At 44.0% G+C, this 25,839-nt stretch carries 22 protein-coding genes and 1 pseudogene; 9 read left to right on the top strand and 14 right to left on the bottom strand.

The features are described 5' to 3' along the window. Nucleotides 1–109: 109 nt before the first annotated feature. The gene (gene mutS / locus BQ7364_RS14410) at nt 110–2,641 is read right to left on the bottom strand and encodes a DNA mismatch repair protein MutS (protein ID WP_072685355.1); all 2,532 of its coding nucleotides are present in this window, start codon (nt 2,639–2,641) and stop codon (nt 110–112) included. A 97-nt stretch (nt 2,642–2,738) separates the two neighbouring features. Between mutS and BQ7364_RS14405 the strand changes: the two genes are divergently transcribed. Further along, nucleotides 2,739–3,272 (top strand): DJ-1/PfpI family protein, encoded by a 534-nt coding sequence (locus BQ7364_RS14405; protein ID WP_072685354.1) that lies wholly within the window; start codon nt 2,739–2,741, stop codon nt 3,270–3,272. Between the two features lie 219 nt (nt 3,273–3,491). On the opposite strand, the gene BQ7364_RS14400 is transcribed toward BQ7364_RS14405, so the two are convergent. Further along, nucleotides 3,492–5,177: an FAD-dependent oxidoreductase gene (locus BQ7364_RS14400; RefSeq protein WP_072685353.1), complete on the bottom strand. Its 1,686-nt coding sequence runs from the start codon at nt 5,175–5,177 to the stop codon at nt 3,492–3,494. A 123-nt stretch (nt 5,178–5,300) separates the two neighbouring features. Between BQ7364_RS14400 and BQ7364_RS14395 the strand changes: the two genes are divergently transcribed. Next, a complete protein-coding gene (locus tag BQ7364_RS14395; protein ID WP_072685352.1) occupies nt 5,301–6,185 on the top strand; it encodes a LysR family transcriptional regulator in 885 nt (294 codons plus the stop codon). Nucleotides 6,186–6,654: 469 nt separating this feature from the next. Here the strand turns inward: BQ7364_RS14395 and BQ7364_RS14390 are convergent, their stop codons facing one another. Both BQ7364_RS14390 and BQ7364_RS17835 read right to left on the bottom strand, forming a co-directional pair. Further along, complete coding sequence (locus tag BQ7364_RS14390) at nt 6,655–7,029, bottom strand: hypothetical protein (RefSeq protein WP_072685351.1); 375 nt, start codon at nt 7,027–7,029, stop codon at nt 6,655–6,657. A gap of 27 nt (nt 7,030–7,056) precedes the next feature. Continuing rightward, nucleotides 7,057–7,278 carry a hypothetical protein gene (locus BQ7364_RS17835; protein WP_139248653.1) on the bottom strand — a complete coding sequence of 74 codons (222 nt, stop codon included), beginning with the start codon at nt 7,276–7,278 and terminating at the stop codon, nt 7,057–7,059. A gap of 607 nt (nt 7,279–7,885) precedes the next feature. Between BQ7364_RS17835 and BQ7364_RS14385 the strand changes: the two are divergent. Beyond that, nucleotides 7,886–8,509 (top strand): annotated as a pseudogene (locus tag BQ7364_RS14385) (IS1595 family transposase); the annotation flags it as partial. A gap of 142 nt (nt 8,510–8,651) precedes the next feature. Here the strand turns inward: BQ7364_RS14385 and BQ7364_RS14380 are convergent. The 4 genes from BQ7364_RS14380 to BQ7364_RS14365 form a co-directional block, all read right to left on the bottom strand. After that, nucleotides 8,652–9,005 (bottom strand): hypothetical protein, encoded by a 354-nt coding sequence (locus BQ7364_RS14380; RefSeq protein WP_159432820.1) that lies wholly within the window; start codon nt 9,003–9,005, stop codon nt 8,652–8,654. A 1,030-nt stretch (nt 9,006–10,035) separates the two neighbouring features. Then, complete coding sequence (locus tag BQ7364_RS14375; RefSeq protein WP_072685348.1) at nt 10,036–10,953, bottom strand: hypothetical protein; 918 nt, start codon at nt 10,951–10,953, stop codon at nt 10,036–10,038. A gap of 308 nt (nt 10,954–11,261) precedes the next feature. Beyond that, nucleotides 11,262–12,503 carry a helix-turn-helix domain-containing protein gene (locus BQ7364_RS14370; RefSeq protein WP_072685347.1) on the bottom strand — a complete coding sequence of 414 codons (1,242 nt, stop codon included), beginning with the start codon at nt 12,501–12,503 and terminating at the stop codon, nt 11,262–11,264. A gap of 141 nt (nt 12,504–12,644) precedes the next feature. Continuing rightward, complete coding sequence (locus BQ7364_RS14365; protein ID WP_139248651.1) at nt 12,645–14,180, bottom strand: PTS sugar transporter subunit IIABC family protein; 1,536 nt, start codon at nt 14,178–14,180, stop codon at nt 12,645–12,647. 70 nt (nt 14,181–14,250) lie between these two features. Here BQ7364_RS14365 and BQ7364_RS14360 point away from each other — a divergent pair, with 70 nt between their 5' ends. Further along, a complete protein-coding gene (locus BQ7364_RS14360; RefSeq protein ID WP_072685345.1) occupies nt 14,251–14,676 on the top strand; it encodes a GNAT family N-acetyltransferase in 426 nt (141 codons plus the stop codon). Further along, entirely contained in the window at nt 14,673–15,869 is a 1,197-nt protein-coding gene (locus BQ7364_RS14355; RefSeq protein WP_072685344.1) for an FtsW/RodA/SpoVE family cell cycle protein, read from the top strand. The genes BQ7364_RS14360 and BQ7364_RS14355 overlap by 4 nt, the downstream gene beginning before the upstream one ends. Before the next feature lie 143 nt (nt 15,870–16,012). On the opposite strand, the gene BQ7364_RS14350 is transcribed toward BQ7364_RS14355, so the two are convergent. Continuing rightward, nucleotides 16,013–17,785, bottom strand: a complete 1,773-nt coding sequence (locus tag BQ7364_RS14350) for an FAD-dependent oxidoreductase (RefSeq protein ID WP_072685343.1) — start codon at nt 17,783–17,785, stop codon at nt 16,013–16,015. 154 nt (nt 17,786–17,939) lie between these two features. Between BQ7364_RS14350 and BQ7364_RS14345 the strand changes: the two genes are divergently transcribed. Further along, nucleotides 17,940–18,539, top strand: coding sequence for a TetR/AcrR family transcriptional regulator C-terminal domain-containing protein (locus BQ7364_RS14345; protein WP_072685342.1), 600 nt, complete (start codon nt 17,940–17,942; stop codon nt 18,537–18,539). Between the two features lie 66 nt (nt 18,540–18,605). Continuing rightward, nucleotides 18,606–19,073, top strand: coding sequence for a hypothetical protein (locus tag BQ7364_RS14340; RefSeq protein ID WP_072685341.1), 468 nt, complete (start codon nt 18,606–18,608; stop codon nt 19,071–19,073). A gap of 136 nt (nt 19,074–19,209) precedes the next feature. On the opposite strand, the gene BQ7364_RS17830 is transcribed toward BQ7364_RS14340, so the two are convergent. Beyond that, nucleotides 19,210–19,404 (bottom strand): hypothetical protein, encoded by a 195-nt coding sequence (locus BQ7364_RS17830; RefSeq protein ID WP_139248650.1) that lies wholly within the window; start codon nt 19,402–19,404, stop codon nt 19,210–19,212. A gap of 341 nt (nt 19,405–19,745) precedes the next feature. On the opposite strand from BQ7364_RS17830, the gene BQ7364_RS14335 reads away from it, so the two are divergent. Beyond that, nucleotides 19,746–20,225, top strand: a complete 480-nt coding sequence (locus tag BQ7364_RS14335) for an MGMT family protein (protein ID WP_072685340.1) — start codon at nt 19,746–19,748, stop codon at nt 20,223–20,225. Between the two features lie 538 nt (nt 20,226–20,763). Continuing rightward, on the top strand, nt 20,764–22,128 hold the full coding sequence (locus tag BQ7364_RS14330; protein ID WP_072685339.1) for an aldehyde dehydrogenase: 1,365 nt from the start codon (nt 20,764–20,766) through the stop codon (nt 22,126–22,128). 114 nt (nt 22,129–22,242) lie between these two features. On the opposite strand, the gene BQ7364_RS14325 is transcribed toward BQ7364_RS14330, so the two are convergent. The 4 genes from BQ7364_RS14325 to BQ7364_RS14310 form a co-directional block, all read right to left on the bottom strand. Beyond that, nucleotides 22,243–23,364 carry a hypothetical protein gene (locus BQ7364_RS14325; RefSeq protein WP_139248649.1) on the bottom strand — a complete coding sequence of 374 codons (1,122 nt, stop codon included), beginning with the start codon at nt 23,362–23,364 and terminating at the stop codon, nt 22,243–22,245. Nucleotides 23,365–23,649: 285 nt separating this feature from the next. After that, entirely contained in the window at nt 23,650–24,348 is a 699-nt protein-coding gene (locus BQ7364_RS14320; RefSeq protein ID WP_072685337.1) for a vWA domain-containing protein, read from the bottom strand. Nucleotides 24,349–24,424: 76 nt separating this feature from the next. Next, entirely contained in the window at nt 24,425–25,474 is a 1,050-nt protein-coding gene (locus tag BQ7364_RS14315; protein ID WP_072685336.1) for a macro domain-containing protein, read from the bottom strand. Between the two features lie 3 nt (nt 25,475–25,477). Further along, nucleotides 25,478–25,801, bottom strand: a complete 324-nt coding sequence (locus BQ7364_RS14310; RefSeq protein ID WP_072685335.1) for a hypothetical protein — start codon at nt 25,799–25,801, stop codon at nt 25,478–25,480. Nucleotides 25,802–25,839 lie beyond the last annotated feature (38 nt).

The following is a 25,839-nucleotide window of genomic DNA, read 5'->3' as shown; positions in this document are numbered from 1 at the left end:
CGTTTCTGGTTTTACTTTCGTTATTTTCGGTTTTACTTTCGTTATTTCTGATTTGACTTTCGCTTCTTTCCCACGGCGAAAGCGGCGTGAGACTGATCGCAGTCAGCTGTTATGCTTTCTGCGCTTCCTTCAGTTCCTGCTGCAAATCCATGATCATCTGCAGCGCCTGAATCGGCGAGAGCTGGTTGGGATCGACCATTTCCAATTTATCGAGCACGCCCTGTTCCTTGACCGGCGCTTTGACCATTTCGACGATGCCCAGCGACTGCTGAACGACGCGTTTTTTCGATTCGTATTCCGCTAACAGATCGCCGGCCCGTTCCAGCACCGCTTCCGGCAGCTTTGCCAGCCGGGCGACGTTGATGCCATAAGACCGGTCGGCTTTGCCTTTTTTAACGCGGTACATAAAGGTGACATCGCCATTGTCCTCATGCACCTCGACATGCACGTTCTTCACCACCGGCAGACTTTCATCCAGACTGGTCAGTTCATGATAATGTGTGGAGAACAGCGTCTTCGCGTGGATGCAGACGGCGATGTATTCGATCATGGCCTGAGCCAGCGCCATGCCGTCATACGTGGAAGTGCCGCGGCCGATTTCGTCAAACAGGATTAAGGAATGCTCCGTGGCCTGAGATAACGCGTTGTTCGCTTCCGTCATTTCCACCATGAACGTCGACTGTCCCGACAGGATGTCGTCGCTGGCGCCGATGCGGGTAAAAATCTTATCGAAAATCGGCATTTCACATTTCTTCGCCGGCACAAAGCAGCCGATCTGCGCCATCAGGATGATCAGCGCCACCTGCCGCATATAGGTACTTTTACCGCCCATGTTCGGACCGGTAATGATCAGGATCTGATTTTCTTTATCCATCGCCAGACTGTTGGAAACATAGCGGTTAGGACTGATCTTTTCCAGAATCGGATGGCGGCCTTCCTCAATTTTCAGCTCGTCCTCCGTGAAGAGGGGACGAACGTAGCCGTTATCCGCGCTGATCGAGGACAGGGCGTAATAGACGTCCATATTCGCCAGCATCAAGGCCAGCTTCTGCAGCTTCGGCAGATAGCTGCGGATCTGTTCCAGCAGATTGGCAAACAGCTCGGTTTCCAAACGAATGGAGCGCTCCTCCGCATGCAGGATCGCGTCTTCCTTTTCTTTCAGCTCGGAGGTGATGTAGCGCTCGGCGTTGGTCAGCGTCTGCTTGCGGACATAGCCGTATTCTTCCTTCACCTGTGCTGATGCGCCCTTGGACACTTCAATATAATAGCCGAACACCCGGTTGTAGCCGATTTTCAGTGTCTTAATTCCGGTGCGCTCGCGTTCGTAATTCTCCTGTTGGAGAATCCAGGTTTTTCCTTCCTTCTGGGCATGACGGTATTCGTCCAGCTGTTCGCTGAAGCCTTCCGCAAACATCCCGCCTTCCTTCACGGACACCGGTGGATTCTCAACGAACGCTCCGTCCAGCAGCTCCGTCAGCGACAGGCAGCAGTCGACGTCCCGGTATTCCTGAAAAACCGGCGCATCCTGAAACAGCGCCAGGATTTCCGGCACCTGGCTCAGTGTTTTCTGCAGACGCTGGCAGTCGATTGCATTGGCAGAACCATAGGCCACTCTGGCAATCAGCCGTTCCATATCATAGATCTGGTTCAGCTTGTCCTTGAGATCCTCGCGGACAAGATAGTTTTTCATTAAGTATTCGATCCGGTCCTGGCGGAACAGGATTTTCTTTTTATCTACCAACGGCCGTTCAATCCATTTTTTTAACAGGCGGGACCCCATTGCGCTCTGGCAGCGGTCGAGAAACGACCACAGGGTCTCCGATTTGCTTTGCGTGCGCAGCGGAGCGACCAGTTCCAGATTCTGCTGGGTTGAGAAGTCCATATACAGCACGTCGTTTTCATTCTCAATTTCGACAGTCTGAAGATGATGCATCATCCGCTTCTGCGTTTCGATCAGATAATTGAGCATCAGCCCATAGGCTTCCCGCTGCGCCCCGTCGCTCACTTCCTCGCACAGCGGCAGGTATTCCTCGCCGATCTGGTCTTCGGCGCAATAGGAAATTGCCACGGCGGACAGATCGCGGACTGCACGGATAAACTTCTCGTCGAAGCCTTCCTTCACGACGATCTCGCGAATATTGTTTTTCAGCAGCGTCTGCTGCAAATGGAGAATATTGCGCGGAATATGCGTTACCGTCGTTTCGCCGGTCGACATTTCGCAGATCGACAAGGCGAATCCATATTGATAGTCCACAACAGCCGCCAGATAAATGCTGGAGCGTTCGTCAAACAGCTCGTCGATCACCGTGCCGGGCGTCACGACCTTGATCACATCGCGCTTGACCAGTCCCTTGGCTAAAGCCGGATCTTCCATCTGTTCGACAATCGCCACCTTGTAGCCTTTCTGAACCAGACGCTGTATATAGCCCGTCACGGCGTGAAACGGCACGCCGCACATCGGCACGCGGTCCTTCACCCCGGCGTTTCTGCCGGTCAGCACCAGGTCCAGCTCACAGGACGCGATCTTGGCATCCTCAAAAAACATTTCATAAAAGTCGCCCAGACGATAAAAAACCAGGGCGTCCTGATAATTCTTTTTAACCTCGAGATACTGCTGCATCATCGGCGTATATTGTTCCATACTTTCACCTCTAAAAAAACTGTTCTTATTATACCATCATTTTTTCTGCAGGTCAGGGGAGTTTTGGGTTTATAATAAGGAAAATGGAGGTGCGGATATGAGAATTTGCACGATTTTAGGCAAGGGCTATGAGGAGATCGAAGCGATCGGCACGCTGGCGTTATTGAAGCGCAGCGGACTGGAAGCGGATCTGTTTGGAATCAGCGGAGAAAAGACGACGGGCAAGCATGATCTGCCGATCTGCGGCCTGCTTCCGTTATCCGACTTGAACCCTGAAAATTATGATTGCCTGCTGCTGCCGGGCGGGCCGCATTATGCTTTGTTGGAAAGCAGCGAGGATGTGAAACAGATCATCCTGAAATTCAAAGCGCTGGATAAGCCGATCGCGGCGATCTGCGCGGCGCCGACGATTCTGGGACATCTGGGCTTGTTGAAAGGGAAGCGGTACACCTGCTTCACAAGCATGAACGAGGACTTCGGAGGTACCTATGTCGATCAATACACTGTCACCGACGGCAATCTGATCACCGGCCGCAGCGCGGCGGCCACGATTGATTTCGCGTTTGCGATCATTGAGAAGCTGCAGGGAACCGAGCAGAAAGAATTCATTCAGAAACAGATTTATTATTGATCAGGAAGGCTGCAGGCAGCCGGACTTTCATCGAAAGCCTGAATTTTGATGCGAAGTGTCATCAAATCGCAAAAGACACCCGGACTGTTTTTCATACCGGGTGTCTTTTCATCATAACGAGAGCTCCCCTTCCTGTGGCGTTCTCCCCATCGTTAAAGGCCACGGATCTATCCCTTCGTGGCCTGATTAAAGCTTGAATCTATTTTTCTGATCAGTCGCTCAGACGGAGCGCTTGGCTGCATTTTTGCCCGCCAGGCGGCCGAAAGTAGCTGTTCTTCCAGCAGCCGCACCGGCCAGAAGATTCGGATAACTGGTGGCGAAATAACCTCCAGTACAGTCGCCTGCAGCATATAAGCCTTCAATCGGCTGCATGTTTTCGTCCAGGACATTCATGTCGCAGTTAACCTTAACGCCGTCAAACGTATTGATGAAATAGCCGCCGCTCATGCGGATGCCTTCAAACGGCGCTTTGCGCATCTGCGAAAGCCGGAATGCTTCCTTGCCGAAATCCGGATCCTCCTGATTGTCATATAATTCATTGTAGCGCTGACAGGTTGCGACGAAGTTTTCTTTGGGAAGTCCAAGTTTTTCAGCCAGCTCTTCTAACGTATCTGCGCTGACAATATAGCCGTCTTCGCGGGCCTGCGGCAAAACTACGCCGTCGATGTACTGAATCGGCATAACCGGTTCGGTACCATTGGAATGCGGGAACATTCTGGAACAGCCGTGAGTATCGAAGCGTTCAATATCCGCAACATAATCAGCATCCCAGACCATGCAGTAGGTATGATGAGGAAGATTCAGCGAATCATGCAGGATATGATCGTAAAAACCACTTTCATTTGTAAAACGTTGACCCTTCAAATCAACCTTCAGGAATGGCTGCGAGCCCATCCAGAACATATAACCTTCCTCATTGCCGACCGCATCCGGCTTGATTGCGCCGCGATCGAAAACAACGGAGCCATGAACGTCATCCATTTTAGCTCCGGCCCACAGCATCGCTTTAATTCCTTCTCCTGTCGATCCCGGGAAAGAGCTGTTGTTGTTGTCATAAAGCAGTGTTTCCGGCTGGAGAGCCTGCAGCATTTGCGGATTCAGGCTGTAGCCGCCAGTGCAGACAATAACCCCTTTGTGGGCAATATATTTCACAAAACCGTCTTGCGTCGAAGCAATGACGCCGGTTACCTTTCCTTCTTCCTTGATCAAAGCTTCCATTTTGGTTTCATAATGGATCGTTAATCCCAGGCCGCTGGCGTATTTCTTTAAAACGCGGGCGGAATTGTTCGGGTCGTAGGCGTTGGTTCCCAGCTGCAGCGTGTGACCCGTGTCAAATGCTGCATAACGCATCTTTTCTGTTTTCCCGTCAATTTCGTGTAGAAACTGCCAGCCCTCTTCATTGAGCCGCTCAGTAAACCAGTCGATCATCTCGCCAGAATGGTCGGCCCAGGTATTATACAACCGCATATCGCCATATCCGTTCGATACGCGGTACAGTTCAGTGATCACTTCCAGCCGATCCGGATTATCGTTATTGGCAATCTGTTGTTTGGAATTGATGGCTCCCAACGTATCGCGGATCCCGGAACCTCCGAATTCTTCGCTGAATTTTTCAATTAAAATGGTTTTGGCTCCTTCTTCGACCGCCGCCGATGCGGCAAAAAGGCCCCCGTTTCCAGCACCAATGACTAAAACATCCGTTTCATAGGTTTTGACGAAATCGCTTTCCTTGAATTCCGGAGCCTTGCCCAGCCAATCGGAAGCGGCAGGTGCTTCAGTAGGAGCCGGCTGCTGGGAAGCGTCTTTGTTTTCGCTGGAACAGCCGGCAAGCAGTCCCGCGGCGGCAAGACCTGCCGCAGACAATGCAGCGCCTTTGAGAAACTCACGGCGTGATACAGTTTTCATGATCTTCTTTCCTCCTCGTTTGTGAAAAAATCATCCAGTTAGAGGATAACATCTTTTCAACCAGGACAAAAGCAGTTATAATGATCACACAAACGCAGGAAAAACCTGCGGTTGGAGGAGATTATGGATATTCAATCGCTGCGTTATTTTTCCGCAACTGCACGAACGCTGAATTACACAAAAGCGGCGCAAGAGTGCTATATCAGTCGGCAAGCGCTTCGTCAGCAAATACAATTCTTAGAACTCGAGCTTCATTGTCGTTTGTTTCAAAACGACCACAACCGGATCACATTAACCGCAGAAGGGAAATATCTTGCCGAACAAAGTCTTCCGCTGTTGAAAGAGTTTGACCTGCTGCAAAAGAAAATGGCGGCCCTGAATCCGCAGTTTCATCAGCTGCAGCTGGGCATCTGTTCCTCGATGATTCCGTTTCAGTTTCAGGTCAGCGACGCTGAATTTTCAGCTTATGAAAAGCGGGCAGACCTTCATATAGAACGGCACTTTTTAGAACTGGACGAATGTCTCAGCCAGCTTCGCAAGAAGCAGCTGGATGCGGCGCTGATCTTTCAATTCCATGATGACATGTCAGAATTCAATAAATTCCCAATTTTTGAATGTCCGGTTTATTGTACGCATAGTTCCAAACTGGACTTTAAAAAATCCTGCTTAACCCTTGATGACATTTTGCCATACCGCTTTTTCGGCATGGGCAGCCTTGAAAATACATATCCGCCCCTGTTTCGCGACCTGAAGAAAAGGGGACAGTCTTTTCTATTTGAAAACAGCCCGAATACGATTGAGACGTTTTATCGAATTTCAGCGAATGAAGGCATGATTTTTGATCTTTTAATCGAAGCCTTTCCGCTGCCGGGATTAACCATGACGCCGTTTCGTGATTATCACTGGTTCGTTGGATTGCTTGTGCGGCGAGATTATGTGAACCAGAAAGCGGCTGAAAATCTGGCTGACTTTTTGAGATCACGATATCCGCAGAAAAGACAGATGTAGTCCGGGATGAATAAACAGCCCTTCGTGCATCAGATTTCGTTTCCCTGCCCCTCAGTTTCCCCAAATACTTTATGAAATGGAAATCTTAAAATTGTTATTATCCCGATCACGGGTAAATTTCATTTTTTGCTTTGTGAGCAGCAGTGAAAATATCGTTGATATTTTTGTCAGGCTAAAACCGAAGTATCTTTCCCTGTCTTTTTAAAAATTGTTCATAGCATATCTATATTCAGCGTTTCTCCAATATGCCGGAGTCGGGTGAACAGGAATACTAACGGATGTTCATTAATAAAATCTTTGATCAGCTTCTTTGATCTGCATAGCAAGATTCAAAAGAAGCGAAACGATAATCCGGGATTCCCACAGGCAGCGGCCGCCTCTCTGCTTGTTTTGATTTTCGAAAAACATCTCATGCTTAACAGATTGAGATCGTCCTCTTGCCTCTTTATGAATAAGAACCCAATCCTCATTAGTAAAACGATTTTTGGTAGATAGAAACCACGCTGTCAATGAGTTCCTGATTTATTTCGATTTTAGTATAATAGCGAAATATTATAGCTCTGTTTTCGGAAAGCAGATAAATTGTATTATTCGGTATGCCATAGGATGTGAGTTCAACATCAAATGTCTGACTTGAATAGGCCAATTCCGATCCCCATTGTTCAGCGTCTAATTCATGCATATCTTCAAGATAGTGTTCAAGATCTTGCTTTTGAAACGTATTTTGATGAACGCTTATTCCCATCTCACGCAGATAGCCAACCACAGGATTTATATTTTCTTGGTAATCAACCACTTGAACATTAAATCTAACATGTTGATTGGCAGCCGGATCCTCTCCCAAAAGGATACATTCAACTCGTTTATTTCCTTATCCATCAGTCCAGCTATGATTTTTTTCTACGCTTTCATCCACAAAACCAAGATCCGAAAGATAAATTATTAGCGGAGTTTCCTGGCCTATAGATTGATTCCTGGTCATTGCCGTAAAACCATAAGTTACTAAGATATATACCAAAAAACAAAGAGGAACCACTTTAAGGCTACGAACTTGATCATAAGACCATCCATGACGATATAAGAATTTTTTCATTTTTTCCCCTTCGATTATTCCAACTCTATTGTTTGTTTGCGTGTTTTGAACTATCCAAAAGATAAACTTCAGGAATCCTTGTTAGAACCTTTTTTCAGGATAATCTTTTCATAAGTATATCTCCCGTATTAACTTTATTGTAGCTTAAAATTATAAGATCATAGTTGCTTGATTTTGACCACAAATAAATATGGATATTCAGCTTTTTTGTTCATTACAAGGCTGACCTCCTATCAATTATTCTCTTTTCCTAAAAATTTCATCACCAGATGCAGTACTGTCCGATTAAAGGGACAAAGAAAAAACGTTTTAATAATAAATAGATGATGAATATGAAAAAAGAAATCAGTCTTGAAGCTTTGAGAAAAAAAACGGGAAGCCCTCAACCATGAATACTTATCTCGATATCTACAAGAGAATCAAGCCCTAGCCCGTTGTCCGCATTGTGGCAGACTTCACTGTTATCCGCATGGTCAAACAAAAAGCAGGAATTCCGCGATTTTATTGTCTAAATTGTAATAAGGTCTTTGTTTATAACGTCCATTCTGTTTTCTATAAAACACATAAAAATTATGACCCATGGTAACGATTTTTAGAATGTTATCTTCGTGGAGAAAGCTTAGATGTTTGTGCTCGCGAAGCTCAAATTCATCGAAATACTGCCTTTCGGTGGCGGCACAAAGTCAATGATGCTTTAAATGCATTGATGAACCAGGATCAATTAGAGGGAACAGTCTATCTGGATGAAACTTTTGTTGAACGGATAGAAAAAGGAAAGGAAGAACTGAAAGGCTCAAAAAAACGAGGAATTAGTAAGCAGAAGGTCAACATATGCTGTGCAATTGATATCCAGGGCAGGAGCGTAATTCAAGCCAGTGATGTCGGACGAATCAAAGCCTCCAGCTTAATTCATGTTTTTCAAGGAAAGATTAAAGAAGGATGTGACTTGGTCACAGACAGTCAGCGATCTTACCACCGACTTGTAAAAGCGTTAAAGGTAAAGTGGCATAAGATTCCGAGTGGAAAGAGAAAGGTTAACACTTACACGTTGGACAAAGTCAATTTACTGCATAATAATCTTAAACAATATCTTCAGCGTTTCAGAGGGGTCAGCTATGCCTTTTTACAGGATTATATCATTATGTTCAAAGTGAATGAATTCTATAGAAAAAGTCGTATGTTAGGGCTAAGCGAGAGACTCATGGTTAAGTTAATGACCTTAACAAATTGATCGTCAGCAAGTTTCCTGGCTTGTTTTATAGGCTTTTTTTCAATACTCATTCTGGTGATAAAATCTTTCCTAAATTATAAATGATTTTAAATCTCGTCTTTCTAAAATCCACAAAATTTTAAAAATAAACATTATAATCACCTTAGTCAAATTCAGGTGACCATTCTTTAATTAGCGCTGTTATTTTTTTGATATAATCGTGTCTTGTCATTCTCAGCATCTTGTACTCATCTACATTTATTCCTACATAAAATATACCAGAATGCTTATAACTTACTCCTCCATTATTTTCTTTTTTCATATCATAAACATCTTCAATTATGATCGTATTATACTTTTTCCCAAAATATATGATCCATGGCACATCATTATCACAATAATATGGCCCTTTATAGTAGCCTCCGATTAAACCTTCGGGTTTATTTATTTTACAGCTTCTCCCTTCAAAGTTCAATTGGATGTAAGCGGTAACACTGTTAAGTTCCATATCGCTCATATACGTTATTTGACTATTAACATTATTTATAGAGGCAGTACGAAGAAATTTCACACCTAGAAACTCCGATTGTGTGCAATAAACAAATAAAGTTAATACATTAAAAAATAGCAGTGAAATTATCGAACATACTATAATTAATAAACATTTTTTCATGATACACCTTCTTCAGTTTTCCTTAACTTTCTTTTCTAAAAGTATCAATTTACCGATAAATTTTATACTATAAATAATTAAGTTAAATACAGAATTATTTAAGTAATCGCTTAGCACTACTTTGTGACCTCATCTCCTTTAGATAGCTGAACATTAACGTTAACTAATAACATATATTAGCTCCTATATATAAAGACTTTTATTCGTAAAATGAAAAATTGTTATAGAAATAGCTGAGAATATATGCAATAGCCTACTCTACATCCATCATTTGGCGAAAAAAATATTTCTCACCGTAAAGATGTTATGTCAAAATCAAATCGGAAGTCTTTTGGCAACTACTTTTTCATTGTCTAGCACTTTTATCACTACAAATATATTGTTTATTGACAAAATAGATAAACATATAGAGTTCCTAATTTTAAAGAAAATATCTTTAAGCCCTTAATGTCATTCTACTACCATTTCAGAAAGATATTTGCGCAAAGAATGTTATCATTGAAGTATAAGGAAATATATTGCACTAATATACGAATATTAGAAGTCATTAAAAGCAAGAATATACAAACCTTTATAAGAACCTATTCAAAAGAATTCTTGATAATAGAGTAAAAGCACACAACTATTATTAAATATAGATACACAAAAACTGAACGTATTTTAGATTGCCATGTCATGCGTAATAAACTTTAAGTATAATTCATTTGACAAATATTTTCCTTTATTTTGTTTTTACCTATTAGACTTCTTTTTAATTATACTGGAAGGTATTCTTTATCATTTTAAGCTCTGGTACCACACATAATTCTTGAAATTGACTTTCTTGAAAATAAGAGGTGAACATCACACCTCTTATTTCGCACTACATATTCTATTAGTTATTTGGTATATAGTCTTTATAAACATTATAATATAACGTATTATTTCCTGTTGCGACTTGTCGTGCTCTTTCTTGTAGCCACGCATCGTCGTCATAATGTTCCTTTTTCTCACACGCATCATAATTTGAGTGGGTAGAGTTAGGATAATTAGTTTTTATAGCAGAATTAGTGCCATCACCATTGCTCTTATATTGATTAACTATATATTGCGTAAATTGTTCATGACGTTGAACTTGTGCACCAGGAATCCAACTTACTGAATATGCTGAAACTTGTTTTGTTGTATAACCATTCTGTACGTTTGTTGTTACAATAGTTTTTAAATTATTATTCATAGTCACATTACAAAATGACGCTGCCGCTTGAATAACAGAAGAAATTGCAAGAATACGATTTGAAAAGCCTAACCCCAGGATAGCGATGGTTATACCAGCTAAATTTGATAGATCTTTCAGCGTTTTACCATCAACATTAACAAAAGGTTCACTGTTATACCAGTAGGCAGTTCTTGTCGATGCTGCAAATGGAGTTGCCTCTTCATAACTAACGCTTCCTAAATAAGTAATTTCTTGTGCGTTTTTATTGTATGAATTGATTAAAATTCTTTGCTGAATTTGAATTGGATCAAAAATAAAAGTCACAGAATGATCATCTGTAATTATATTAGACACATGAATCCCTTGATTTCTTGACTCTAAAATGCTAGATGTCATATCTATCCAATCTTCTCGTAAATAATCTTCAGATGGTAAAGGTAATTCTTCCCCAGAGCTTTTACTTTTTAACAGTTCATTATAATATTCTTTTCTTGATTTACCTTCTTCATCTATATTTGTTTCAGCATTTATCGGCACAAAAACAGAAATGGTAATACACATTGTAATCAATGTTACAGCTAATTTTTTTAACATTTTTCCTCCTAATATTATACCTAAAGTTCTTTAAACACTTTGTGCTTCAAAAATTTAAACAATTTGGGAAATAAAAAGTAATTTATCCCCCAAAACCACATTCGGGAAAAGAACATCTTGCCTTTATTTCGGTTGTATTTGTTGGAATGAAACTGAAGGATAAAACCAATCCTAATAGAAGTAAGAGCAAGATCTTTTTCATGAACATAATCCTCCTTGTTGATTTCATTTTAGCATAATCATTATGAATTTCTTGAAATTGAACTGTTCTTTAAATTTTCACCGTTTTCTTTATTATTTTTGGAGAATCATTCAAAGTTCTTAATGAATCGATAATAGTCTTTATAATATTTATTAGGACTCTCACTTATCAGTAGATTCCATTGATTTTTAAACACACCAATTTTTAATTGATTACCGTTTTCTTTAAGTTCATCCAATACTTCCGTTTTTAAATAATGAACTAAATCCGTTATTTTAAAACCATTTAAGTATTTATAATAGAAATATCGTAAGTAGATATTTGCCTGATTTATGTCTATCTTGTCCAATATTTCTTGTAAAGGTTTGATTCTGCTTAAATCACAGGCTGAAAAATAGTATATTCCAGAAGAATAGATCTTCAGCGGATCTTCAATAAACAAGCTTTCAAATAATAATGAAGCCTTCCTGTAATCTTTTAAATCAACATAATATGTCATTGCCAGCATTAATAAGACATTACTGTAAATCGCCGAATTCAAACGTTGTTTCTCATTATTCAGTAATTGTTCTAATTCTTTCAAAGTATTACATAATTCAGGTTTTTGTATATCGGCAATAGTTCCAACATAGTAACTTAAAACTTTACATTTTTGATTAATTAAGTTTCTTTTATCTATTTTATCCATAACCGTAGAATGAATCTTTTGATATTCAATAAATCTTCTTTCGCATCTTAAAAGCAGTAAGAAATCCGTTTGGATGAATAAATAGCTTTGATATTTCATTAAAATTGGCTCATAACTGCAAATCTCTGAAATATCCTGATTATAATTATGCACATGACAAAAACAGAGATGAAGCAGAAGGATATTATATGGCTCCGGCATAAATTCCATCATTCGCTGATAATATTGATATTCATTAGGTGTTAACTTTCTTTGATTTAAGCTAACGTGAAGTATGTCTGTACAGCTGGAAAAGATTTCTTTATAATAAAAACTGTTAATTTTATTAAATGATTTAAGATAAGATAAGATTTCATCAGCATCAACTGCATTCAGCGTCTCAAAATAGTTCACTAAATTATAGCTTAGATCCTTTACTGCATTATCTAATAAACTATTCTCTTCATAACTTCTATTTAGCTTCTTAATCAAATCATAATAGATGATGTCGTCCTGTATTACTTTCCCTTTTTCTATCCGGTATAAGGTGGATAGAGAACAGATAGATTTACCTTGATTATCATGAATTAGTTGCTCTTTTGTTAAACCTAATCTTAGCCTTTCTAAGCGAATCATGGGTCCAATAATTCTCTTATTTGCTATACTAATCGTTTTCGGCATTGCTTCGTCATCCCCTCTTTTTTATCATAGCCCACATTGAATCAGAATAAATTATATTACCTATAAAACACATTAACATTACCAGAAAAGAAAAGGAATTGTCCCGATCTCTCGTATCGTTTCAATCCCAAGTGTTTTTGATTATGCGCTGCGCTTCATTTCCTTTATCCGCTTGTTAATCTCATTTTTAATAATCGTGCTGCCGGCCCCAAAGTTAACGGAATATCCGGCACGGCTCTCTACCACCCGGCTGGCTCCCAAGCGCTGAATCTGTGAGAAGTTGATCAGCGAGGAATCCACAACCTGAATGGTTAACCGCGTCGGCGAGGAATGCATCATCTTGATGTTTTCCAATCCGCCTACCGCTAAGATAAAGCCTTCTACCCGCCGCTTGCTGGCGCCGGTATTGAATAAGTCCAATGCCAGATATTTGAAGTAGAAACGAGTGAACGCAAAGTAGAGCACAAACAGAATCACGCCGACCAGGAAAATCATCCGAATTGTGTGCTGCATATTGGGATTCCGCACATACAGCATAAAATCAAATAAGGTTCCCGGCATGGCGGTGACGGTGCTGCCGGTATAACTGAAGCCCAGTGTCACGCTCATCGACTGGAAGATACCGAACAACGCACCGGTCATGACCAGATGGAAGACAAACAACAACGGGGTCAGAATCAACAGATACAGCTCCAGCGGAAGCAGTGTGCCTGTGACTAACGACACCAGAATTGCCAGCAGGAAGAACAGACGAATCCGCCGTTTTTCCATTTTATCCGTAAAGATCGTATAGAATCCGATCAACATGCCCGGAACCGCAAACAGGTTCAAAACATAATACGGCGTGATCAGCCGACCGACGCCGCTGGGCGTGATCAGACTGTTCATCTGCGCTGTCCAGATTCCCACGTCGCCCATGTAATTAACGCCTAAATTATTGATCCAGGTACCGCCCTGTTCGCCATACCAGAACAAGGTGCGCATCAGCGCGCCCAGGTTGAGATCCGCTAACAGCCGGTCCATGACGCCGTAAACAAACAGGTTCATCGGATTGGTAATATCGGTAGCGATGAACTCAAAGATCGTATTGAGAAGATTAAGCACGATCGGCCACAGCCAGACAAGCGCGAAACCGGTGATCATACATAAAATCAACGTTAAAATCAAACCCCAGGTATCGCGGTCGACAAACGAGAAGAAACCGTAAATCGACTTCGTCCGCGACTTGGAATACGCGATCCGCGATGCCAGAACGACCGCGGCGCAGGCAAAGAACCCCGTCTGCAGCGGATAGCGGGTTCGATCGAACAGGGATGAAGAATAGCTTAATCCCAGAATCGCCGAGGAGGCCGACGTCGGCAGGCCCGCCGGCTGGAATAACATCGTAATAACCAGCACCAGCACATAGCCGGTGATTCCGATCATAATCGGAACCGACGAATTGCTTTTCGTCGCTAAAAACTTTATCATGACAAAGAAAGGAAAATTGACGATAATAAAACTGCCCGTCCGTTTGAACAGATCTGCCAGCAGCAGGATATTGCGGTCATTCACCAACCAGAACACCGATAAGCTCTGGTTGGTAATCAAGGTTCCAAGCCCCGTCAGGATGATTGCCACAAACAGCATTTTCAATGGAAATTGAATGATTTCTAACAAAGAATGCCATCTTCTCATACCATCACCTCGCCTATTATGATACCATTATTGTACATCAGATTCAAATGAAAGGAGTGGTTTGACTTTCATGAAAACCAAGTTTGCTGAAACACAGGCGGATTTCTTCCGGATTGTCAGAATCCGCACAGAAGTCTTTGTCATAGAACAACAGGTCGACCTGCATATTGAACAGGATCAGGACGACGATACCGCCATGCACTGGCTGGTGGAAAACGAGGCGGGCGAAGCGGTTGCCTGCTGCCGGGGACTGGACTTCGGCGAGGAAATTCACATCGGACGGGTAGCCGTCCTGAAGTCTTATCGTGGGCAGCATGTCGGAGCGTTGATGATGCGTGAGATTGAAAAAGATCCGCATCTGGCACGCTTTAAGAAGATCGTTTTGCATGCTCAGGCGCAAGTTGAAGGTTTCTACGCATCGCTGGGATATACCACGGTGTCCGAGCCATTTTATGAGGCCGGCATTCGTCACGTCACGATGGAGAAAGTGCTATGAGCCAACAGCCGGAACGGATCCACAAGAAATTCCATATCGACCGGACGCTGATGCTTCTGCTTTTGGCGATGACCTGCGTTTCGTTATTGGCGATCTACTGCGCCGATCCGATCATGGCGACGCGCTTGCAGGGTACGCATCTGTGGCTGAAACAGGGCATGTGGTATGCGATCGGCTTTCTGATGCTGGCCTTTCTGACGCGGTTTGGCAGCGACCGGTTATTTACCGGCGTCAAAATCTTTTACTGGATTCTGATGGTGCTGTTAGCGATTTTACTGGTGGATAAGTATGTGATCAACCTGCCGGACCGGTTTATCCGACCGATCAACGGAACGACGGCCTGGTATCAGATCCCCGGGTTGGGCACCTTTCAGCCCAGCGAGTTCATGAAGGTCGTGCTGATCATCATGGTTGCCAATATTATCCACGAGCATAACCTCGGGAAGACGGAAATGTCGTTTGCGAGTGATTTCAAATTGTTCTGGGAAGTCGGCAAGATCGCCGTCCCGCCGCTGATTCTGATCTTTTTGGAACCCGATACCGGGATCCCGCTAATCATCATCGTCAGTATCCTGGTCATGCTGGCGGTCTCGGGCGTCCGCAAGGAATGGGTCTGGCTGGGCGCGGCCGGTTTAGTCATCGGCTTCGGCGGACTGATCTTCATGTTCAAGTTTTATCCGAATCTTTTATCCTCCGTCTTAGGCGGAGGTTATAAAATGCGGCGGATTTACGGCTGGCTGGAAACGGAGAAATACATCAATACCTGGGGCAACCAGCTGTATACCTCGTTATTAACGATCGGTTCCTCCGGCTTAACGGGCCATGGCTTCCGCGAAGTCCTGATTCGTTTTCCAGAGCCGCAAACTGACTTCATTTTCTCTGTCATTGGTCAGAATTTCGGATTTCTCGGCACGACTTCGGTCGTCGCGTTATTGACGGCGTTCGATTTAAAGCTGATCAGCATCGCCTCGCGGCATGATCAGCCGCGCGAGCGGTATATGGTCGCGGGGATGATCGGCATGTTATTGTTTCAGCAGCTGGTCAACATGGGCATGATCACCGGTTTGTTTCCGATCACCGGCATTACGCTGCCGTTTATTTCCTACGGCGGCTCAAGTATGTTGTCGTATATGATTCCGCTGGCAATCGTGTTCCAGATGAGTTCAGAAAACAAGAGCCGGCTGATGCACTAGCTTAAGCCCCTGTCCCAATGCCGGGAATGCAGAAAATGATAAACGGAAGATCAAAGCGTCTTCCGTTTTTTATGTAATATAGAAAAACAGGAAAACGAGACCTTCATGAAAACCTCGTTTCCTGATGGGCAATCTGACGTATTTTATTCTCTTGATGCTGATAGCGCGGCGAGCCGTCCCGTACTCATCGCATCCTGCAGGCTCATCCCATGTCCAATCGAATCCTGTCCGGTCCAATTAGAAGCCGCAAGTTCACCAGCTGCGTATAGCCCTGAAATGATATGCCCTTCCTGATTAAGAACGCGGCACTCTTCATCGACAACAGGTCCGCCATAAGCCGTCATAATATAGGGAACACCCGACATTGCATAAAAAGGTCCGTTTTCAAATGGCTGCACGTTTGTCATATCTTTGCCAAAATCTGAATCCTGACCTCCTGCAAAACTGTTGTAACGGTCCACCGTTACACGTAAAGCTGAAGGATCCACCTTTATTTGCTCAGCTAATTCTTCAATCGTATCCGCGCTCAGCACAGTGCCTGCCTGAGCTGCAGATTCCAGTGCTGCACGATCTGTCGTATTTACGAATTCAAAGAGTTCATTCGCGTCATAAATATAATAATGTAGCCCACCTTCCTGCCGGGCAATGGCATTAAAGACTTCAATATTCACTGTGTTCTCGTTGACAAAACGTTCTCCCTGTTGATTTACTAAAATAAAATCACTGGTCAGCGTAACCGGCAAGCCCATAAATCCATCCACGCAAGCTGGTAATTGTTCATTGATCGCTGCACCGATAGCTTCCGCCATCAATATGCCATCCCCAGTATTTCCGGTTCCAGTTAAATGAACACTGTTGGCAAAGCCTGGAGCCAGTTTTTCTGTAAGTTCCGAATTTCGGTCCCAGCCGCCTGTCGCGAGAATTACCGCATCCGCTTTTACCGTCAGTGAACTACCATCAGCTCTGACTGCCTGAATGCCGCATACAGCGCCTGTATCATCAACAATCAACGATTCTGCTTTTGTCCGGTTTAACAGTGTAACGTTATTCATCGCAGTTAATTTTTCGATGAAAGGTTCAATAATTAAACCGCCTGCTCCGAGAACAACACTTTTCTTTGTTGAAACCAGATAAGAAACCGTATTGTGTGCCAATGTTTCCCGAACCGGAAAAGAAATGTCAACACCAGCTCGATCGCGTAAAAATTCAAGACTATCCCCTGTCATTGAGGCGATCTTCCGAATTAATTCTTCGTTGATGTTTTCTCCGTCATGCCCCATCTGGATCAACCATTCCGCATAATCTTGTTCTGTAAAATCAGAATTTTCCAGCGTGTAACAAACAGCCCCTCCGGATTGTGCAGAGGATCCGCCATAGGCTTCCATCTTTTCCACCAACAGCACCGATTTTCCCCGATTTGCGGCTTCCAACGCGGCTGACACTCCAGCCAGACCGCTGCCGACGACAACAATATCCGTTTCCGTCTGCTCATCCGGTTGGACTTCAATTTCAGGTTTCGCTTTGCTTTTTAAAGCATCTACATCTCCACCTGCTTGCTTGACGGCCTCACCGACAGCGGTAATCACCGCATTGCTGGAAATCGTTGCGCCGCTGGCCAAGTCCACATTTAACGATTGATTTTGCACAATATCCTGTGGCAGTCTTGTCAAAGCCGGTTTCGAGATTGAAATGGTTTCCACATTATCTTTGATTTCAATCGCGGTAATAGAATCCTTATCAAAGGTAACAGCGACATGAACTTCTCCATTCATGCCCGCTCCAACTCCTTCATAAGTACCCGGCGTATAGCCTGTCGAAGATGCTGGCTGTGACGTTGGTTCATTCTGGCATCCCGTTAAAGAGACCATAAGCAAAAGACTGATAAAACTTGTCGTTAATTTCTTTACGCTTCGCATAAGTTCCTCCTTCAGATTAGTCCATTATCATGACTATTGTTGACTCCAGAATAGCATGTGTTAAACTTAAATTATATCGACAACTAAAGGATTATTGTTGAATTGTTCAACATTTCACATAAAATGTTGAAATTAGAAAGGGAGGGGATCTATAATGCGAAACAGCTTAACACGGAATTTACTAGCAAATGCCTTAAAATCAATGTGTATGCAAAGAAAATTAGAAAGCATCACTGTCCAGGAGTTAGCTGATCAATGTAATATCAATCGGGGAACCTTCTACTATCATTTCTGTGACAAAGAAGAACTGATCTGTTGGATTTTTCATCAGGATATCACGCTGCCAGTTCGCAAAATTATTGATGGTCCAACCTCAAATTGGGATGCGATTTCTCCTCTCTATCTTGGCGAAATGGAAAGGGCTAAAGCCTTTTATCTGCAAGCACTTAAAATCCGCGGACAAAACGATCTGATCAGCTATATGCTGAAAGAAACACAGGAAAACCTCCGGATGTGCGCAGAATTGACAATCAGGGATTATAAAGATCAGGGCTTGCTAAAAGAAGTCGATACCCAACGAATCAACTTTGTCATCAATTATCATTCCAAAGGATCCATGGCCGTAATTGCGGATTGGGTTGAAGAAGGGATGACTATACCCGCGAAAGAACTTGCGGTTTACTTTGATTTAATGTTTTCAGCCTGTATCGGCAAAGCGCTGGAAGTTGCTTTAAATTTAAACCTTCCAGCTTAACCTCTGCATCTCTGATGAATTCAAGTCATATTTTTCTTTTTGATAATTTTAGAAAAAGGTGTTCCTATGTCGTGGAAATTCTCATTCCCAGGTCTGATCTATTTGACCGGCTTGTTTCTGCCCAATCTCTTCTGGACGTGGCACAAACCGCAAGGTTACGAAGTCGCGGTGGCAAAAGAAAAACCATCGCTGGTACGCATGGAAAGAATCGGTCAGGTTCTGGTTACCGTGTTTGCCTTCTTCGAGAGTCAATCAGCTTATTCAGGATTTCGGGAACAGCTTTGTTTTCTTTTGTCCCTGGCGATGATGCTGGGCTACGAAGGCTTCTGGATCCATTATTTTCGAAGTCCGCAGACGCTGCGGGATTTCTATGCCCCTTTTCTCAAGATTCCGGTTGCGGGCGCGACTTTGCCGGTCATGGCTTTTTTCCTGCTGGGAATCGCTAACCACAATCCATTCCTCTGCGTATCTGTTGTGATTTTGGGTATCGGTCATATCGGAATCCATTGGAACCATGCCCGAAATTGCGGATAATGCAATTTTTCTTTCGCCTGTTTCCCAGAAAAACTGATTTCAAAGCAATCTTGTCTGTTAATTGACCGTAAAAAAGGAAAGTCTTTGTCGGCTTTCCTTTTTCATTTTAATCATGAGGATTGAGAACTGATTCCCTCTATAAGCTCATTGCGAAGAAATATCCGACATGCGTCGCTTCCATCACCCAGCCGACGCGCTTACAATCGCCGATCACCGCCGTCTGCGGCGTAATGCCATAGAATGCCAGCGCTTCTTCCCGTTTGGATTTCATGCCGGCCGTCTTGATCACGGTATTCACTTCAACAGTTCCTGACCTTTTATTAAACGTCATCCCCAGTCTGACTTTCCCCTGAGTAGTGAGCGAACACCGTGCGGCAGAGCGTTCAAAGAAATCCGCGCAGCATGGTCGCATAAGGAATTGTATTTCTCTACCATCTCCCATCTCAGGCATAGCTGACCGGCAGTCTCGACTCACCCGCATGAAAAGAATACGGATCTTTTCCGTTGTCATCCTGCTTCTTTCCAAACTGTGCGGGCAAATTGAATTTTTCCTCTGCACGGCAAACAGTAACGAGAAATAAAATTTGAGTTATGAAATAGTTGGAAATTTATAAAACAGTCTCATTGCAGGAAGTTACAAAAGCCGCTATGCTTAAGGCAAGAGGTGATTTTATGGCCAACGAAGAATTAAAAGATTTCAACGCCATGCTGCAGGACAAAAAAGACATGCCAAAAATTCAGATCATCACCGATCCCAAAAGTATTGAGAAATACGGTGGAAACCGGATGTTTTTTGCCCCGCCGATCGACTACGACCGCATGATGAAACGTGTGCCCTGGGGTAAGGTGATCACTGTCGGGACGCTTCGTGAATACTTCGCCCGAACCAGCGGCACTGATTTTACAGAACCGATCACCGCCGGCATTTTCGTGTCGATTGCCGCCTGGGCCAGCTTCCAGCGATCAGAGGATGAAACACCCTATTGGCGGACGCTTAAAGCGGAAGGGGAACTGAACCCGAAATATCCTGGCGGCGTCCTGGCGCAAAAAGCAAAGTTGGAAGCCGAAGGACACACGATCGTTCGCAAAGGTCGAAAGAATCTTCGATATTATGTCCAAAATTACGAAGACGTTCTTTTTGACCTTGATTAAGACCTTCTTTTTCTTTCGTTGAAAACCGGGAATAGAGAAACTAATACAAGGCTAAGCGTTCAGCTACCCTGAACTATTCACCAGCACGCTCCGCGATACAATCAGCGCGATCAAACCGATTGCCGTTCAGCTTATCATTCTTTCCACTAAGTTTGATTATCCTGATCCATGAAAGCAATGATCCTGTGCCGTTCACATCAGAAATTGAGGGACTTCCTTGAAGTCAATTCAAATGAAGTAGGTGTTGAACTCCTGCAACAAAATATTCTAATTTTTTATTTTATTATTGGATTTTCTCATTCTGTTGGGAATGAAAATTTCAGCTTTAAAGATACTTTCAGATCACAGACTCATCAACAATTCTGCATCAACATAATTCTTCACAAAAACGATCAGATCTGATTGCCGGCGAAGACCTGAAGATTCTGTCGATGGAATAGAAGGAGTGCTTATCCGCTTCCCTTTCACGAATCTCAGCATTCTTTCACCTGCCATTTCCCGCTTCGTGATACAATAAGGAAAACAGGAGGATTTATGTATGAATATTAAAACCTGTGTAGAAAATCAGCGGGCTTATTTTAATACGCACGCGACATTGAGCTATGCGTTTCGTTTCGAAGCGCTGACGCTATTGAAACGCGTGATCCAGGAACATGAACTGGAAATCATGGAAGCTCTGAAACAGGATCTGGGAAAATCTAATTTTGAGTCTTATATGACCGAGATCGGCATGGTCTTTGAGGAACTGAATTACGCACGAAAAAATTTAAAAAAATGGATGGGGTTCCAACGTGTCCCGACGCCGTTAGCTCAATTTCCAGCTGTCAGCTTCACGATGGCCGAACCACTTGGCGTGGCTTTGATCATGGCGCCGTGGAATTATCCATTCCAGCTGACGATGAGTCCGCTGATCGGCGCACTGGCCGCCGGTAACTGTGCGATCGTTAAACCGTCCGCTTATGCACCGGCAACCTCCCATTGTATTGCCAAGCTGCTGAACATCATTTATGACGAATGTTATGTCGCCGTCATTGAGGGCGGCCGGGCAGAAAATACCGAGCTCTTAGAACAACGTTTCGACACGATCTTTTTCACTGGCGGCGTCCAGGTCGGCCGGCTGGTGATGGAAAAGGCATCACGCTGGCTGACGCCGGTAACCTTGGAATTAGGCGGAAAGAGTCCGTGTCTGGTTGACGCATCCGCCGATATCGAACTGGCCGCACGCCGGATCATTTTCGGCAAGCTGCTCAACGCCGGACAAACCTGTGTGGCCCCAGACTACATTTTAGTGGATTCCCGTGTAAAAGAACCGTTGATCGAAGCGCTGCGTTCTGAAATCACACGGCAGTATGGTACAAATCCGACATTAAATGAAAACTATCCGCGAATCATCAATGAGAAACATGAACAGCGGCTGAATGAACTCTTGGCGGATCAGCCGGTTGTTTACGGCGGACTCTGGAACCAGCACAAACTCATGCCGACATTGGTCGTCGATCCGGATCCCAATTCAAGTTTAATGCAGGAAGAAATCTTCGGCCCGATCCTTCCGATTCTGACCTATACGCATTTCAGCGAAGCGCTGCGCTTTATCCAACAGCGGGAGAAACCGCTGGCCGCTTATCTGTTCAGCGAAAATCATAAACATCAGGATCGCTTCCTGCGCGAATGTTCCTTCGGCGGCGGTTGCCTTAACGACACGATCATTCATTTAGCGACCACGGCGATGCCTTTCGGCGGCGTTGGATACAGCGGCATGGGCGGTTATCATGGTTATGCCAGCTTCGCAGCCTTCTCCCATATGAAAAGCATCGTCAATAAATCAACATTCATCGACCTGCCAATCCGCTATCAGCCTGTTTCTCCTTGGAAAGCAAAGCTTGTTCGGAAATTCATGAAATAGTTAAGAAACAAACATTTGATTTTTACGCTCCTGTGCCAGGGTTCTTCCTTAATCCTGGCATTTTTCTGTAATTAGAACCTTTCTTCAGAAAACAGGAATTCACCTGAACCCAGGCTAACGGTGAGTTCTCTGATTTACAATCTGATGAACCTGTTCAACCAGATCGTCCGACGTTTTTATCATTTCATACCGCTCCGATAATAACAGAAGCTCATCGCCATTTAACTGCTGAAGCAGCGCCGTTTCTTCTTCATCCATCGGAATCCGAATACTCAACATCTGTTGAAGCATCATTCTTTGTCTTGCTTCCCCTTTACGTTCCCCTTTGCGTTCTCCAATGCGTTCCCCTTGCTGTCTGCCAATGTGTTCTCCTTGTCGCCTGCCAATGCATTCCCCGATCTTCTTCCCTAACCGCTGCCCTTTTTCATAAATCTTCTGTTCGTCAATTTCATCAAACCGCGTCCTCATCAATGCGATAGACAAACTTGTGTCCCTCAAAAACTCCATCTTCTTTTCTTCCATCATTTGTATGACCTCCTCTTTTTCTTTTAACTCCCGAATGATTTCCTGTTTTTCCGCATCTAAACTGTACCGTGTCATATAAAGAATCTTTTCTGCCATCCGCCACTCTTCGATCGGTTTCTTCGCCATCTCACTTAGATAATCCATCTCTACCCAGAGGATCCGGCAGCGCTCATCCGGCATCATGATGTGATCTTCCATCACGAAATATCGACTCTGATGAGTAAAATGAGAATGCTTTTTCATGTTGGGCAGCCGGTTAACGATCATAATCTGAATAACCGGACAGAATTCATAATCCTCCCCGGCAACAACCTCATCACTGACTATCCGTGACAAATAAACCTGAGAACGCAGAGATAAGGAATCCTTCATGCGGTAATTCTGCATTTCCAGATTTACCAGCATCATTCTCCCCTGATCATCGTAAATCTCTACTAACAGATCAAAGCGAATGCCTTTCTCTTTTTCACTCGTCTTAACCGGTTCCGTATTCCGAAACCGCAGCCATGTAATCTGAAAGTCAAGCAGATCGGATAAAAAAGCGGTCAAAATTTTTTGGGAGAGTTCGTCCTCCGAGCCAAAAGTACAACGAAACAGATCGTTATTGCGATAATCCAAAGCCGCTAAGACGGGATGGGTGGGAGTGTACACAAATCTGATTTTTTGAATTTCCTGTCTGTTTAAAGTTCTGAGCCGATCGATTTTCTGCATAATAGGAAACATCCTATCATTAATATTGCGGAAAATCGGAAAAAGCCTCCTAAAATAATTAAAAAAATCAAAAATACTTTCTTGAGTTAATTTTACAATTTCATTATAACTCAGAAACGTCTTGATTTCAATTTAGCTTTCCACTTTCTCAGCAGCTTTACTTACCCATAGAAATCAAAATAAAAAGGGCAGCTCTGACTGCCGCTTTTCCGATATTGATCATTGTAGAAACATCCGTGGATATCCAATTCAAAACTCTATTCATTATGATTTTTCTATTTCTTCCTACTTCGAAAAACGAACTTCTTGTTTGCAGCTTTCAAAATCTTTCTGAATATCCTCGGCCCAGTTTTCGTTTAATTCTTCGGATTCCGCAAAACTCGATATCGCATTCACCAGAACGCAGAAATTTTTTCGCATTCCCGGCTTATCCGCATGGAAATTCACAGCCCGGCTCGCTTCGATTCCCATCCTGCCTGCAGTCTGCACCGCGTCGATATTCGCACCCAGGAATAAAAATTCCCAATGATCCCGCTCTTTCTGCCGCTCGATCAACTGTTTTACCTGATCCAGAGAATATTCAACGCTGGAATTTTCCATGCCGTCCGTCGTAATGATAAATAACGTCTTTTCCGGACGGTTTTCCACGTTCATCTTTTGATGCACCCGCTCGATATGCCGTACTGAACGGCCAACCGCATCCAATAACGCGGTGCTGCCCCGGACATTATATTCTTCTTCACTCAAGCATCCGACGTTCTCAATCGGAACACGATCCAAAATCACCTCGGTTCGGTTGTCAAATAAAATTAGCGAAACCCTCGCCCGGCTTGTCCTCTGCTTCTGTTTTTCAATCAAGCTGTTAAATCCGCCAATCGTGTCCTGTTCCAAACCCGCCATACTGCCACTGCGATCCAGAATAAATACAATTTCCATTGTTTCCTTCATGACTTTCTTCATTGTTTTCTTCATTGTTTTCTTCATTACTTTTGCCTCCTCTGTGCTTCCAGTTTAAGCCGAAAGACATCAGCGAAGGTCGCTTGGCAGGCGACAAAGCAAATTAAAACGAACGACCGCCCAAAAGCGGCTGATCAAAAGCAAATAACACCTCGTTGATCTGAAACAAATCATAAATCCCCTGACTGAGGAAATATTCAACGATAATATCCAGCTTACTGGCATGGGTCAAGGCATAGCCGGCCCGGCCGATCAAGACCTTCAGTTCATCCAGATTCAGCTCCAGCGCAATCGCCAGCGCCAGCGCCGTCGTTTTACTTGGCCGGTAATCCTTCTGAATTCGAATCTTGGAAAACAACTTCCGATCAAGATTCGCTCTTTTATAGACTTGCGGATCAGTCATTCCCTTTTCGTCGATCAGCCGCAGCAGCGATTTGGAAAATGATTCCTCACGCTGCGCGATCAACTGTTCAAACAAATGCGGATTCACCGCCCGTATTTTCGGTTCCACATGAAAATCATCTGATGGAGCCTTTTCTGCGATTTCTTCAAAAAGACACATTTCTTCTGCAGGAATATCTGTAAGTTCCTCATCCGCTGCATTATCTTCGTCAACCGGCGCGATGAAGTTCTTCATTTTCGCAAGAACATGGCCTGTTTTCTCTTGCGGAAGCGCCTGATCATAATAATTCTCAATGTATTGACTGACTGCACCGATTAACGAATCCGACAGCCGCAATCGACTAACATCCTCCACAACCAGCGTCACCCATAATTCCTGTTCTGCCAGAAATTCACGTTCTCCCTGCACGATTATGGATAACAGTTCATCTTCTGATATCCCAGGCAGGCTCATCTTTGGCCATTCGACCGCCACCGACCTGCAATGTTCCCGGACCACCGCCGCCAGCGCCTGCCGATACGCTCGCGCCAATAACACCGCCGTCCCGGAATTTTCACCCGCATTTTGCGGCATGATCACCTCGATCAGTACCGCAGCCTGACAAGTCCGTTGTTCAATCTCACATCCCGCTGGAAAGCTTTGTTGATGATCTACGCGAACGGCACCCTCTTCAACGCCGGAATTGACGAAGCTCACAACCGCGTCGGCGGTCACTTCGCTCAAATCCTTTCTGACAATTTCCAACGGCATCGTTTACTTGCTTCCTCTTTCCGAGCTCAGGCCCTTTCCAACGACGCCACCGATCAGCGCGATCAAAGCATACGCCGGGCTGTAAACCCACGCGCTTTCATTAAAATATAGAAAAATCGCAGGGATAAACAAGATTCCCGTGGCGATCGCAAAAGCGGCCACAAAACCCGCCTTCCGCGCATGCGCCGCCGCGATGATCAACGTGATCAGCGGCAGGCCGGCCAACATCATGACCATGGCCGTTCCTGTGTCCCTGATGACTGCCGGCAGAATCCACAAGTTAACCGCCATCAAAAGTACATAAGGCAGATGAGGTTTTATCTGCATAGTTCTTCCTCGCTTTCTTCCTGTTCAGATAACCGCTG

This window comes from Holdemania sp. Marseille-P2844 (genome assembly GCF_900120005.1).
In the GTDB taxonomy this organism is placed as follows: Bacteria; Bacillota_I; Bacilli_A; order Erysipelotrichales; family Erysipelotrichaceae; genus Holdemania.
This window is presented reverse-complemented; position numbering and strand designations above follow the sequence as displayed.

What these genes read in the sequence shown, in the direction of transcription:
- BQ7364_RS17830 (WP_139248650.1), bottom strand. Translation starts at nt 19,404, where the DNA reads ATGACGTTTAATAAAAGGTCAGGAACTGTTGAAGTGAATACCGTGATC.
- BQ7364_RS14350 (WP_072685343.1), bottom strand. Translation starts at nt 17,785, where the DNA reads ATGCGAAGCGTAAAGAAATTAACGACAAGTTTTATCAGTCTTTTGCTT.
- BQ7364_RS14395 (WP_072685352.1), top strand. Translation starts at nt 5,301, where the DNA reads ATGGATATTCAATCGCTGCGTTATTTTTCCGCAACTGCACGAACGCTG.
- BQ7364_RS14375 (WP_072685348.1), bottom strand. Translation starts at nt 10,953, where the DNA reads ATGTTAAAAAAATTAGCTGTAACATTGATTACAATGTGTATTACCATT.
- BQ7364_RS14320 (WP_072685337.1), bottom strand. Translation starts at nt 24,348, where the DNA reads ATGAAGAAAACAATGAAGAAAACAATGAAGAAAGTCATGAAGGAAACA.
- BQ7364_RS14345 (WP_072685342.1), top strand. Translation starts at nt 17,940, where the DNA reads ATGCGAAACAGCTTAACACGGAATTTACTAGCAAATGCCTTAAAATCA.
- BQ7364_RS14335 (WP_072685340.1), top strand. Translation starts at nt 19,746, where the DNA reads ATGGCCAACGAAGAATTAAAAGATTTCAACGCCATGCTGCAGGACAAA.
- BQ7364_RS14360 (WP_072685345.1), top strand. Translation starts at nt 14,251, where the DNA reads ATGAAAACCAAGTTTGCTGAAACACAGGCGGATTTCTTCCGGATTGTC.
- BQ7364_RS14330 (WP_072685339.1), top strand. Translation starts at nt 20,764, where the DNA reads ATGAATATTAAAACCTGTGTAGAAAATCAGCGGGCTTATTTTAATACG.
- BQ7364_RS17835 (WP_139248653.1), bottom strand. Translation starts at nt 7,278, where the DNA reads ATGAAAAAATTCTTATATCGTCATGGATGGTCTTATGATCAAGTTCGT.
- BQ7364_RS14400 (WP_072685353.1), bottom strand. Translation starts at nt 5,177, where the DNA reads ATGAAAACTGTATCACGCCGTGAGTTTCTCAAAGGCGCTGCATTGTCT.
- BQ7364_RS14370 (WP_072685347.1), bottom strand. Translation starts at nt 12,503, where the DNA reads ATGCCGAAAACGATTAGTATAGCAAATAAGAGAATTATTGGACCCATG.
- BQ7364_RS14310 (WP_072685335.1), bottom strand. Translation starts at nt 25,801, where the DNA reads ATGCAGATAAAACCTCATCTGCCTTATGTACTTTTGATGGCGGTTAAC.
- BQ7364_RS14365 (WP_139248651.1), bottom strand. Translation starts at nt 14,180, where the DNA reads ATGAGAAGATGGCATTCTTTGTTAGAAATCATTCAATTTCCATTGAAA.
- BQ7364_RS14315 (WP_072685336.1), bottom strand. Translation starts at nt 25,474, where the DNA reads ATGCCGTTGGAAATTGTCAGAAAGGATTTGAGCGAAGTGACCGCCGAC.
- BQ7364_RS14355 (WP_072685344.1), top strand. Translation starts at nt 14,673, where the DNA reads ATGAGCCAACAGCCGGAACGGATCCACAAGAAATTCCATATCGACCGG.
- mutS (WP_072685355.1), bottom strand. Translation starts at nt 2,641, where the DNA reads ATGGAACAATATACGCCGATGATGCAGCAGTATCTCGAGGTTAAAAAG.
- BQ7364_RS14325 (WP_139248649.1), bottom strand. Translation starts at nt 23,364, where the DNA reads ATGCAGAAAATCGATCGGCTCAGAACTTTAAACAGACAGGAAATTCAA.
- BQ7364_RS14380 (WP_159432820.1), bottom strand. Translation starts at nt 9,005, where the DNA reads ATGAGCGATATGGAACTTAACAGTGTTACCGCTTACATCCAATTGAAC.
- BQ7364_RS14405 (WP_072685354.1), top strand. Translation starts at nt 2,739, where the DNA reads ATGAGAATTTGCACGATTTTAGGCAAGGGCTATGAGGAGATCGAAGCG.
- BQ7364_RS14340 (WP_072685341.1), top strand. Translation starts at nt 18,606, where the DNA reads ATGTCGTGGAAATTCTCATTCCCAGGTCTGATCTATTTGACCGGCTTG.